Origin of the sequence: Micromonospora sp. NBC_01412, from assembly GCF_045040215.1 — a bacterium.
Lineage (GTDB): Bacteria > Actinomycetota > Actinomycetes > Mycobacteriales > Micromonosporaceae > Micromonospora > Micromonospora rubida.
In genome coordinates, this window is sequence record NZ_CP109528.1 from 6,028,606 (window position 1) to 6,041,286 (window position 12,681).

The 12,681-nt window shown below is 70.0% G+C and carries 6 protein-coding genes; all 6 read left to right on the plus strand.

The window, feature by feature from the left end:
* Nucleotides 1-396: 396 nt before the first annotated feature.
* The 6 genes from OG617_RS26560 (at nucleotide 397) to OG617_RS26585 (ending at nucleotide 12,464) form a co-directional block, all read left to right on the plus strand.
* Nucleotides 397-1,776: an ABC transporter substrate-binding protein gene (locus tag OG617_RS26560; RefSeq protein ID WP_405095666.1), complete on the plus strand. Its 1,380-nt coding sequence runs from the start codon at nucleotides 397-399 to the stop codon at nucleotides 1,774-1,776.
* 82 nt (nucleotides 1,777-1,858) lie between these two features.
* Nucleotides 1,859-2,815 carry a carbohydrate ABC transporter permease gene (locus OG617_RS26565; RefSeq protein ID WP_405095667.1) on the plus strand — a complete coding sequence of 319 codons (957 nt, stop codon included), beginning with the start codon at nucleotides 1,859-1,861 and terminating at the stop codon, nucleotides 2,813-2,815.
* A gap of 14 nt (nucleotides 2,816-2,829) precedes the next feature.
* Nucleotides 2,830-3,717, plus strand: a complete 888-nt coding sequence (locus OG617_RS26570; RefSeq protein WP_405095668.1) for a carbohydrate ABC transporter permease — start codon at nucleotides 2,830-2,832, stop codon at nucleotides 3,715-3,717.
* A 167-nt stretch (nucleotides 3,718-3,884) separates the two neighbouring features.
* A complete protein-coding gene (locus OG617_RS26575) occupies nucleotides 3,885-5,579 on the plus strand; it encodes a glycoside hydrolase family 13 protein (protein WP_405095669.1) in 1,695 nt (564 codons plus the stop codon).
* A gap of 181 nt (nucleotides 5,580-5,760) precedes the next feature.
* Nucleotides 5,761-8,673, plus strand: coding sequence for a discoidin domain-containing protein (locus OG617_RS26580; protein ID WP_405095670.1), 2,913 nt, complete (start codon nucleotides 5,761-5,763; stop codon nucleotides 8,671-8,673).
* Between the two features lie 125 nt (nucleotides 8,674-8,798).
* Nucleotides 8,799-12,464 carry a discoidin domain-containing protein gene (locus tag OG617_RS26585; protein ID WP_405095671.1) on the plus strand — a complete coding sequence of 1,222 codons (3,666 nt, stop codon included), beginning with the start codon at nucleotides 8,799-8,801 and terminating at the stop codon, nucleotides 12,462-12,464.
* Nucleotides 12,465-12,681 lie beyond the last annotated feature (217 nt).

The following is a 12,681-nucleotide window of genomic DNA, read 5'->3' on the forward strand; positions in this document are numbered from 1 at the left end:
GTCTCCCTCGACGCCGAGCGCCGCTCCGGCCGTCGACCGCTGCTCGCGGTCGGCGGCCGTTTCGTTGTTGCCGGCCGCGAGCAGCGCCGGCCCGCGATCCGCCGGCCCGTGCGGCCCGGCCAGCCCGACTGCAAAAGGGACCAACGCCTACAATCTTGGGCGCTTTAAGGGCTCTGTCAACTTCTGCCGTATGTCAGTCGCGTCCTTTCACAACGAGATCGATACCTTGCGGAAATGAGTCCACCTCGCTACAGTGACTCCACTCACACCCTGGCCCACCGGACGCAACCACCCGGGTCAGGTCGCATGGCCGATACAGATCAGTAGCAGGGCCGCGGTGACGGTCACCCGGCTCGGCGAGCTCATGGAGACACCCGTTCCCGAAGGGATGGACAGATGTCCGTACCGCAGTACCGGAAGGCTGCGGCGTTAGCGCTCGTGGCCGGCCTGGGGCTCAGCCTCGCGGCTTGCTCCACGAAGAGCGACGACGCAGCGAACGATGCGAGCGGCAAGGTGACCATCACCGTCGACTGCCAGCCGGTCGGCTCCCAGAAAGAGCTCTTGAAGAACTGGAACGACGACGTCGCCGAGTTCCAGCGACAGAACCCCGATATCGCCATCAAGAGCGTCAGCGTCGGCGAGCAGTGCAACAACCCGCCGGACTTCACCGCTCGCCTCGCCGGCGGCACCGTGACCGACGTGTTCTACGGGTACATGACCGATCTCCAGCAGGTGCTCGACTCCGGTCAGGCGATGGACATCACCGAGTTCACCAACAAGGACACGGTCCCGACCTGGGACAGCGTCGACCCCGCGCTCAAGGAGGTCTTCAGCGACGGCGGCAAGCTCTACGCCGTCCCGGTGAAGAACTACTCGATGGGCCTGGTCTACAACAAGGTCCTGTTCCAGAAGGCGGGGCTCGACGCGAACAACCCGCCCAAGACGTGGGGCGAGGTCCGGGCCGCCGCCAAGAAGATCTCCGCGCAGGGCAACGGCATCGCCGGCTACGCGGAGTACAGCGCCGGCAACACCGGGGGCTGGCACTTCACCTCCCTGCTCTACTCCCAGGGCGGCCAAATGCTGACCCCGGACGGCAAGAAGGCCGACTTCAACAACGCGATGGGCAAGCAGGTCCTGCAGAACCTCAAGGACATGCGGTACGGCGACAACAGCATGGGCGCCCGCCAGCTGCTGCAGTGGGGCGACCTGCTGACCAACGCCGGCGCGGGCAAGGTCGGCATGTTCATCGGCGCGCCGGACGCCACCCAGGCGATCGTCAGCCAGTTCCAGGGCAAGTTCCAGGACTGGGCGATGGCCCCGCTGCCCGGCCAGGACGGTGCGGGGAAGGGGACGCTCGGTGGTGGAGAGGGTTACTTCTTCAAGAAGGGTCTCTCTCCCGAGCAGGTCAAGGCCGGTCTGAAGTGGATCGCGTACCAGAAGCTGACGCCGGGTAAGGGGCAGTTCGACTACGTCCGGGCCAAGCCGCAGAACTACCCGGTGGGCCTGCCCCAGCCGCTGCTCTTCGCCAACGGCAGCGACGCGCAGAAGCAGGAGCTCGAGCTGCGTAAGGCGAACGCGAACGTCGACACCGCGAACTTCGCGCTCTTCGAGGCGAACCCGGTGCCGATCAAGGGTGAGCCCCGCAACGCGCAGGCGATCTACGCGGTGCTCGACGCCGCGGTGTCCGGTGTGCTGACGAACCCGAACGCGAACATCGACGCACTTCTTTCCACGGCCGAAGACAAGGTCAACAAGCTCCTCGCCGCCGAGAGCTGATCCGATGGTGTGGGGGCCGGCACGCCGGCCCCCACACCCTCCGCGACGCACCGTCCGGTCACCGAATCACGCAGGAGTTGCCTTGGCGATCACCACCGTCCCGAGGGTCAAGAGGGAACCGGGACGCCCAGCCTCGTCGTACCCGGCAGGGCCGCGGCGTGCGAGCCTCCGCCGCAAGGTACGAGACAACCTCACCGGGCACGCGTTCCTGCTCGGCGCAGTGGCCTGCTTCGCATTCTTCTCCTGGTATCCGATGATCCGTGGCGTCGTCATGAGCTTCCAGCGGACCCGGCGCGGCGTCACGACCTGGGTCGGCTGGGACAACTACGACCGCATCATCGCCGACCCCAGCTTCTGGACGGCCTGGAAGAACACTTTCTATTTCACGGTTCTCGCGCTCGTGCTCGGGTACGCGGTGCCGTTCTTCGTGGCGATCCTGCTCAACGAGTTCCGCCACGCCAAGGGATACCTGCGGATTCTGGTCTACCTGCCGGTGATGCTGCCGCCGGCCTCGGCGCTCTTCCTCTTCAAGTTCTACGCGTACGACCCCAGCGACGCGGGACTGTTCAACTCGATCCTCAAGGCGCTGCACCTGCCCACCTCGCAGTGGATGCAGTCCGCCGAGATGACGATGCCGGCGATGGTGATCGCGTCGACCTGGATGAACATGGGCGGCGCGGTGCTCATCTATCTGGCGGCACTGCAGAACATCCCCGGCGAACTCTACGAAGCGGCCGAGCTCGACGGCGCCGGGATCTGGCGGCGGATCCGCCACGTGACGATCCCGCAGACCCGGCTGATCCTCGGGCTCCTGGCGATGATGCAGATCGTCGCCACGATGCAGTTCTTCGTCGAGCCGCTGATCCTCGCGAACGGCACGGGCGCGGAGGACTCCGCCACCTCGGTGGCGTACCTCATCTACCAGCACGGGTTCTTCCAGAACGACCTCAACGGCGCTGCGGCGCTCGGCGTGATCATGCTCGTGGTGCTGGCCGGCTTCTCCGCCGTCTACGTGCGGCTGAGCGCGAAACAGGACTAGGACGGGGCGAGGAAATGGCACACGACTCCGGGACCCGGACCCTCATCTCCCACGCCCAGCTCAGGCGGGGGCGCGGCAGGATCATCTACTGGACGCTGATCACCGTCGTCGTCGTGGGCTTCACGCTCGTCTTCCTCGGGCCGCTCTACTGGATGGTCACCGGCGCGCTCAAGTCCGGCCAGGAGATCGCGCAGACCCCGCCGTCGCTGTTCCCGAAGGATCCCCAGCTACAGAACTACGCTGACGCGTGGAACAACCTCGACCTCGCCAAGCTGCTGTTCAACACGTTCTATTACGCGGCCGGCGCGCTGCTGTTCCAACTCGTCCTCGACACCGCCGCGGCGTACGCCCTGTCGAAGCTTCGACCGGCGTTCGGCAACGTGATCCTCGGCCTGATGTTGGCCACGCTGATGATCCCGGCGATGGTCCTCATCGTTCCGCAGTACGTGACCGTGATCGATCTGCCGATCCTGCACATCAACCTGCTCGACTCGCCGTTCGCGATCTGGCTGCCCGCCGTCGCGAACGCGTTCAACATCTTCCTGCTGAAGCGGTTCTTCGACTCGATCCCGGAGGAGCTGATGGCGGCGGCCCTCGTGGACGGGGCGACGCCGCTGCGCACGCTGTGGTCGATCATCCTGCCGATGTCGCGCCCCATCCTCGGCGTGGTTTCCATCTTCGCGGTGACGGCGGTCTGGAAGGACTTCCTCTGGCCGAAGCTGGTCATGCCGTCGCCCGAGACCCGGACGGTCAGCGTCGGCATCTACGCCTTCGCGGGTGGCACACCCATGAACGTCGTGATCGCCGCGTCGGTCATCGCCGCGATCCCGACCGTCGTCGTCTTTCTGATCTTCCAGCGGAACATCATGTCCGGCCTGACCGCCGGAAGCCTCAAGGGATAGCCCGAAGGCGCGGACGCCGAGCACCGCAGCCTCAGGCGGGCTCGACGACGGGCCGACGCACCGGCGTACCACCAGCGCGACCTACCGCGGCGAACAACGACCGTTCGCCCGACACACATCCAGGTCCGGCGAACCCGCCGACGTACCGACGCAGAAAGCAGGTGCTCGTGCCCACAGCAGACAACAGTCCGTGGTGGCGTGGAGCGGTGATCTACCAGGTGTACCCGCGTAGCTTCGCCGACGGCAATGGCGACGGCATCGGCGACATCGCCGGCATCCGGTCCCGGCTGGATCACCTGTCCGCGCTCGGCATCGACGCCATCTGGTTCAGCCCCTGGTACCCCTCCCCGATGGCCGACGCCGGCTACGACGTCACCGACCACCGGGACATCGACCCGATGTTCGGCAGCCTCGCCGAGGCGGAGGCGCTGATCGACGAGGCACACGAGCGGGGCATCCGGATCATCGTCGACGTGGTGCCCAACCACTGCTCCGACGCGCACCCCTGGTTCCAGGCGGCGCTGGCCGGCGGCCCGGACGCCCCCGAGCGGGAGCTGTTCTGGTTCCGTCCCGGCCGGGGCCCCGGCGGCGACCAACGGCCCACCGACTGGGTGTCCCAGTTCGGCGGGGACTGCTGGACCCGCACCACCAACCCCGACGGCACCCCCGGCGACTGGTACCTGCACCTGTTCGCCCCGGAGCAGCCCGACCTCAACTGGGACCACCCGAGGGTGCGCGCCGAGTTCGAGGACATCCTGCGGTTCTGGTTCGACCGGGGGGTGGACGGCATCCGGATCGACTCGGCCGCGCTGCTGGTGAAGGACCCGGCGCTGCCCGAGGTGACCGACGACGCCCCGAGCCCCTTCGTCGACCTGGACGCGGTGCACGACATCTACCGCAGCTGGCGGCGGATCGCCGACGGGTACCCGGGCGACCGGGCGCTGATCGGCGAGGTGTGGCTGCCGGACCGGGAGCGGTTCGCCAACTACCTGCGCCCCGACGAGCTGCACTCGGCGTTCAACTTCGACTTCCTCGGCTGCGCCTGGGATGCGGCGGCGCTGCGCCGGTGCGTCGACGACACGATCGCCGCGCACGCCCCGGTCGGCGCCCCCGCCACCTGGGTGCTCTCCAACCACGACGTGACCCGCCACGTCACCCGGTACGGCCGGGCGGACACCACGTTCAGCTTCGCCAGCAAGCGCGAGGGCGTCCCCACCGACCTGGAACTGGGCACCGTACGCGCCCGCGCGGCGGCGCTGCTCACCCTGGCCCTGCCCGGCGCGGCCTACGTCTACCAGGGCGAGGAGCTGGGCCTGTGGGAGGTCGAGGACGTCCCGCCGGAGCTGCGCCAGGACCCGATGTGGGCGCGCTCGGGGCACGGCCGGGACGGCTGCCGGGTGCCGCTGCCCTGGGCCGGCGACGCGCCGCCGTTCGCGTTCAGCCCCGACGGCGCGGCGGGGGTGCCGTGGCTGCCCCAGCCCGCCGAGTGGAAGGACCGCACGGTCCGGGCGCAGACCGACGACCCGCACTCGATGCTGGAGCTGTACCGGGCGGCGCTCGGCGTCCGCCGCGCCGAACCGGGCCTCGGTGACGGGGAGATGCGCTGGCTGGCCGCGCCCGACGGGGTGCTCGCCTTCGCCCGTGGTCCCGCCTTCACCTGCCTGGTGAACCTGGGCGCGGCTCCGGTGCCGCTGCCCCCGCACGAGGCGCGGCTGCTCGCCAGCCGGCCGCTGGAGGGCGACTTCCTCCCACCGGACACCGCCGTCTGGCTGCGCACCGCCGACATGCCGCCCGCCGAGGTTCCGGCCGAGCGGGCGCGGCCCGCCGAGGCGCCGCCGGCTGGTCCCGCGCCGGCAGCCTGACCGTTCCTCTCCGGCGCCGGCCGGTCCGTCCCGACCGGCCGGCGCCACCCTCCATCGGCCGTCCCGCCGGTGGCCCCAGCACCGCTGGCCCACCGCCAGCACGACCGGAAGGAGGAGCAGCCGCAGCGAACCACCCTTCCACGGGGGACCTGGCCTGCTGACGAAACGGAGAGCCACTCACATGGCCCACCACACCACCGGCACCACCGTTGCACCCACCGGAAGACCCGCCCGCGCCGCGCTGGCCGCGTTCGCCGGCGCCGCGCTCGTGGCGACCGCCGTCTCGGTCGTCTCGTTCTCCACCGCGACCCCGGCCCGCGCCGCCGGGCTGTCCCCGTTCGACATCGCCGGCCGGGGCGCGACCGTCCCGTTCGTCGAGCAGGAGGCGGAGAATGCGGCGCACACCGGCACGAAGATCGGCCCGACCCGCTACTACGGTCAGCTGCCGTCCGAGGCGTCCGGCCGGGAGGCGGTCACCCTCGACGCGGTCGGCGAGTACGTCGAGTTCACCCTGACCGCCCCGGCGAACGCGGTGACGTTCCGCTACAGCCTGCCGGACAGCGCCGCCGGCACCGGCCGGGACGCCAGCATCGACCTGCGGGCCAACGGATCCCTGGTCAAGGCCGTCCCGGTGACCTCCCGGTACGGCTGGTACTACGGCGGATACCCGTTCAACAACAACCCGGGCGACACCAACCCGCACCACTTCTACGACGAGACCCGGGCGATGTTCGGGACCACGTACCCGGCGGGGGCGAAGATCCGGTTGCAGGTCTCCTCGACCGCCCAGTCGCCGACCTTCACCATCGACCTGGCCGACTTCGAGCTGGTCGGCGGGTCGATCGCCAAGCCCGCCGGCGTCCTCGACGTGGTGACCGACTTCGGCGCGGACCCGAGCGGGGCCACCGACTCGACGGCGAAGTTCCAGGCGGCGGTGGACGCCGGCAAGGCCCAGGGTAAGACGGTCTGGATCCCGGCCGGCACCTTCACCCTCTGGGACCACGTCGTCGTCGACGGGGTGACCCTGCGCGGCGCGGGCCCGTGGTACTCGGTGCTCGGCGGCCGGCACCCCACCGACCGCAAGCGCGCCGCCGGCATCTACGGCAAGTACGTCCCCGGCGGCGGGTACACCGGGGAGGTCCGGCCGCACGAGGCCGGTGGCCCGAGCCGCAACGTCACCCTGCGCGACTTCGCCATCATCGGCGACATCCGGGAACGGATCGACGACGACCAGGTCAACGCCATGGGCGGCGCGATGACCGACTCGGTGGTGGACAACGTCTGGATGCAGCACACCAAGGTCGGGGCCTGGATGGACGGCCCGATGGACAACTTCACCATCCGCAACAGCCGGATCCTCGACCAGACCGCCGACGGGGTGAACTTCCACTGGGGGGTCACCAACTCGACGGTGACCAACACGTTCGTCCGCAACACCGGCGACGACGCCCTCGCGATGTGGGCGCAGAGCGTGCCGAACGTCAACAACTCCTTCACCCGCAACACCATCGGCGTCACCGTCCTGGCGAACCACCTGGTCAGCTACGGCGGCCGGGACATCAAGATCACCGACAACGTGACCGCCGACTCGGTGACCAACGGCGGCGGCATCCACGTCGCGAACCGCTACCCCGGGGTGCAGGGCGCCACGGCGGTCAAGGGCACCTGGACGATCGCCCGCAACACCCTGATCCGCAACGGCAACTCCGACTACAACTGGAACTTCGGCGTCGGCGCGATCTGGTTCTCCGCGCTCAACGAGGCGATCCAGGGCGCCACGGTCAACGTCACCGACACCGACATCCTGGACAGCTCCTACGCGGCGCTGCACTGGATCGAGGGGCAGAGCAGCGGGATCAACCTCAGCAACGTCCGGATCGACGGCGCCGGGACGTACGCGCTCCAGGTGCAGGCGCCCAGCCAGGTGTCGTTCGCAGGGGTGCGGGCCACCGGGATCGCGCAGAGCAACCCGATGCACAACTGCGTGGGCAGCGGCTTCCAGATCAGCCAGGGCGCCGGCAACTCCGGCTGGTACACCGCCACCCCGTACTGCGGGCCGTGGCCCACGCCGCAGTGGGGCAACGGCCCGACCACCCCGCCAACCGGCACCCCGACCACCCCGCCGCCCACCACCACCCCGCCCACCACCACCCCGCCCACCACGCCGCCCCCGACCACGCCGCCCCCCACCACCCCGCCGCCCACCGGCGGGAACCTGGCCCAGGGCCGGCCGGTGACCGCGTCGAGCACGTCGCAGAACTACGTCGCCGGCAACGCGGTCGACGGCAACCCGGCCAGCTACTGGGAGAGCGCCAATGGCGCATTCCCGCAGACGCTCACGGTCGACCTCGGCGCGACGGTGAGCACCGACCGGGTCGTGCTGAAGCTGCCGGCCGGCTGGGAGACCCGGGCCCAGACTCTCGCGGTCGCCGGCTCGGCGGACGGCTCGGCGTACTCGACCCTCGTCTCCTCGGCCGGCTACACGTTCAACCCGGCGACCGGCAACGCCGTGTCGATCGCCCTGCCGGCCGGCAGCCGGCGGTTCCTGCGGCTGACCTTCACCGGCAACACCGGGTGGCCGGCGGGCCAGCTCTCCGAGTTCGAGGTGTACGGCGGCACCCCGCCCACCACGCCGCCGCCCACCACCACCCCGCCTCCCACCACCCCGCCGCCCGCCGGGAACCTGGCGCTGGGGCGTCCGGTCAGCGAGACCAGCCACGCCGACGTGTACGGCGGCGGCAACGCCGTCGACGGCAACGCCAACACGTACTGGGAGAGCGCCAACAACGCCTTCCCGCAGTCGCTGACCGTCGACCTGGGCGCCGCCCGGTCGGTGTCCCGGGTGGTGCTGAAGCTGCCCCCGGCGACCGCGTGGCAGACCCGTACCCAGACGGTCGCGGTGCTCGGCTCGACCGACGGTTCCTCGTACACCACGCTGAAGCCCTCCGCCGGCTACGCGTTCAACCCGGCCAGCGGCAACACCGTGACCGTCACCTTCCCCGCCGCCACCCAGCGGTACGTGCGGGTGACCGTCACCGGCAACACCGCCTGGCCGGCCGGGCAGCTCTCCGAGTTCGAGGTCCACTCCGCCTGACGGCGCCAGTCTCCGGGCCGGTCGGCCGTCCTCGCGACCCGGCCGGCCCGGCAGCCCCACCCCGCCGCGGCACCCCCCGGCCAGCGGCGGGCACCACCACCCCCGAGAGAAGGTGCAGCTCCGCCATGCCCGGAAACAGCACGAGACGACGTACCCCCAGCCGGTGGCTGACCGCCGGCCTGCTGGCCACCGGACTGCTGGTCTCCGGCGTCCCCGCTCTGCCCGCCGCCGCGTCGACCGCCCCGGCCGGGGCCGGTGGCGGCGCAGCGCCGGCCGCCGCGCCGGCGCCCGCGACCGCGGCGGCCCTCGCCGGGATCTCCGCCACCATGACCGCCAGCAGCGTCAGCCAGAACTACGGCCCGGGCAACGCCAACGACGGCAACCCGGACACCTACTGGGAGAGCGCCAACAACGCCTTCCCGCAGTGGCTCCAGGCCGACCTCGGCGCCACCGTCACCGTGGACCGGCTGGTGCTGAAGCTGCCGCCGGCCGCCGCCTGGCAGACCCGCACCCAGACGCTGTCTGTGCAGGACAGCACCAACGGCTCGTCCTTCACCACCCTGAAGGCGTCCGCCGGGTACACCTTCGACCCGGCGACCGGCAACACGGTGACCATCACGTTCGCCGCCGCCAGCAGCCGGTACGTCCGGCTCAACTTCACCGCCAACACCGGCTGGCCCGCCGGCCAGGTCTCCGAGTTCGAGCTGTACGGGCCGGCGGCCGGGGACACCCAGGCGCCGAGCGCGCCCGCCAACCTGGCCTACACCCAGCCGGCCAGCGGACAGATCAAACTGACCTGGACCGCCTCCACCGACAACGTGGGGGTGACCGGCTACGACGTCTACGCCAACAACGCGCTGCGCGGCAGCGTCGCCGGCAACGTGCTGACCTACACCGACAACCAGCCCGCCAGCGCCACCGTCTCCTACCACGTGCGGGCGCGCGACGCCGCCGGCAACCAGTCGGCGAACAGCAACACGGTGACCCGCACCGGCAGCGGCACCGGCGGCACCAACCTCGCCGTCGGCAAGCCGATCACCGCCTCGTCGTACGTGCACACGTTCGTCGCGACCAACGCCAACGACAACAACGCGGCGACGTACTGGGAGAGCAACGGCCAGCCGGGCACCCTGACCGTGCAGCTCGGGGCGAACGCCGCCGTCAGCTCCGTGGTGCTGAGGCTGAACCCGGACTCCGCGTGGGGCCCCCGCACCCAGACGGTGCAGGTGCTCGGCCGGGAGCAGAGCGCCTCGGCGTTCACCAGCCTGGCCGGCTCGGCCAGCTACCCGTTCAACCCGGCGTCGGGCAACACGGTGACCATCCCGGTCTCCGCCACCGCCGCCGACGTGCGGCTGAGCATCACCGCCAACTCCGGCGCCCCGGGCGGGCAGGTGGCCGAGTTCCAGGTCATCGGCACTCCGGCCGCGAACCCGGACCTGACCGTCACCGGCCTGTCGGCCAGCCCGGCCAACCCCACCGAGACCGACGCCGTCACCGTCTCCGCCACCGTCCGCAACGCCGGCACGCTGGCCTCCGCCGCGACCAACGTCAACCTCTACCTGGGCGGCGTACGGGTCGGCACCGCCTCCGTCGGCGCCCTCGCGGCCGGCGCCTCGACCACCGTCACGGCGAACATCGGGGCCCGCGCGGCGGGCAGCTACCCGCTGAGCGCCAAGGTCGACGAGGCCAACACCGTCATCGAGCAGGACGAGACGAACAACAGCTACACCAGCCCGTCCCCGCTGGTGGTCAGCCCGGTCGCCAGCTCGGACCTGGTCGCCCAGTCGGTCGACTGGACGCCCGGCAACCCGTCTGCGGGCAACACCGTCACCTTCTCCGTCACCCTGCGCAACGCGGGCACCGTCGCCTCGGCGTCCGGGGCGCACGGCATCACGCTGACCGTGCTGAACGAAGCCGGCACCGTGGTCCGCACCCTGACCGGCTCGCACTCCGGCGTGATCAACGCCGGGGCCACTGTGGGCCCGGTCAACCTGGGCACCTGGACCGCCGCGAACGGCAAGTACACCGTCCGGGTGGTGCTCGCCGTCGACGCCAACGAGCTGCCGGTCAAGCAGCAGAACAACACCAGCGAACGGCCGTTGTTCGTCGGGCGCGGCGCCAACATGCCGTACGACATGTACGAGGCCGAGGACGGCGTGGTCGGCGGCGGCGCGGCCGTGATCGGGCCGAACCGGGACATCGGCGACCCGGCCGGCGAGGCGTCCGGGCGGCGGGCGGTCACCCTCAACACCACCGGCAGCTACGTCGAGTTCACCACCCGGGCCAGCACCAACACCCTGGTCACCCGCTTCTCCATCCCGGACGCTCCGGGCGGCGGCGGGATCAACTCCACGCTGAACGTCTACGTCAACGGCACCTTCCACAAGGCCATCGACCTGACCTCCCGGTACGCCTGGCTCTACGGGGCCGAGGCCAGCCCGGGCAACTCGCCGGGCGCGGGCGGACCGCGGCACATCTACGACGAAGCCAACGTCATGCTCAACTCGACGGTCCCGGCCGGTAGCAGGATCCGGCTCCAGAAGGACCCGGCGAACACCACCACGTACGCGATCGACTTCGTCAACACCGAGCAGGTCGCGCCGATCGCCAACCCGGACCCGGCGAAGTACACCACGCCGGCCGGCTTCACCCACTCCGACGTGCAGAACGCCCTGGACCGGGTGCGGATGGACACCACCGGCAACCTGGTCGGGGTCTACCTGCCCGCCGGCAACTACTCGACCGCGTCGAAGTTCCAGGTGTACGGCAAGGCGGTCAAGGTGACCGGCGCCGGCCCCTGGTACACCCGCTTCAACGCCCCGTCGGGTCAGGACAACACCGACATCGGCTTCCGCGCCGAGAACTCGGCGGCCGGCTCGTCCTTCGCGAACTTCGCCTACTTCGGCAACTACACCTCGCGGATCGACGGCCCGGGCAAGGTGTTCGACTTCTCCAACGTGTCGAACATCGTGATCGACAACATCTGGAACGAGCACATGGTGTGCCTCTACTGGGGCGCGAACACCGACTACATGACCATCAAGAACTCCCGGATCCGGAACATGTTCGCCGACGGCATCAACATGACCAACGGGAGCACCAACAACCTGGTCAGCAACAACGACGCCCGGGCGACCGGCGACGACAGCTTCGCGCTCTTCTCGGCGATCGACGCGGGTGGCGCCGACATGAGGGACAACATCTACGAGAACCTGACCTCCACCCTGACCTGGCGGGCCGCCGGGGTGGCCGTCTACGGCGGCTACGCCAACACGTTCCGCAACATCTACATCGCGGACACCCTGGTCTACTCGGGCATCACGATCAGCTCGCTCGACTTCGGGTACCCGATGAACGGCTTCGGGGCCGACCCGCCCACCAGGTTCGAGAACATCTCGATCGTGCGGGCCGGTGGGCACTTCTGGAACGGGCAGACCTTCCCGGCGATCTGGGTCTTCTCCGCCTCGAAGGTGTTCCAGGGCATCCGGGTCAGCGACGTCGACATCGTCGACCCGACCTACAGCGGCATCATGTTCCAGACCAACTACGTCGGCGGCCAGCCGCAGTTCCCGGTCAAGGACACGATCTTCACCAACATCTCGATCACCGGAGCCCGCAAGAGCGGCGACGCGTTCGACGCCAAGTCCGGCTTCGGGATCTGGGTGAACGAGATGCCGGAGGGGGGTCAGGGCCCGGCCGTCGGCTCGGTCACGTTCAACAACCTGCGGATGAGCAACAACGCCCAGGACATCAAGAACACCACGTCCACCTTCACCATCAACCGGAACTGACCCACCAGCGCCGGGCGCCGCCGGAGGCTTGACTCTCCGGCGGCGCCCCGTCACGTAGTGGTCCCGTTCCCTGATCGGGCGCTGATCGTCGCAGGCGGTGACGTCTGTCACCTCCGGGGAGAAGGGGAATCAGCTCGGCGGATCCGGGTTTGCAGCCAGATGTGACTGCTGATCCGTTCCCCGCCCGACGCCGCGCCCACCGGTCGGAGCCGTCCCG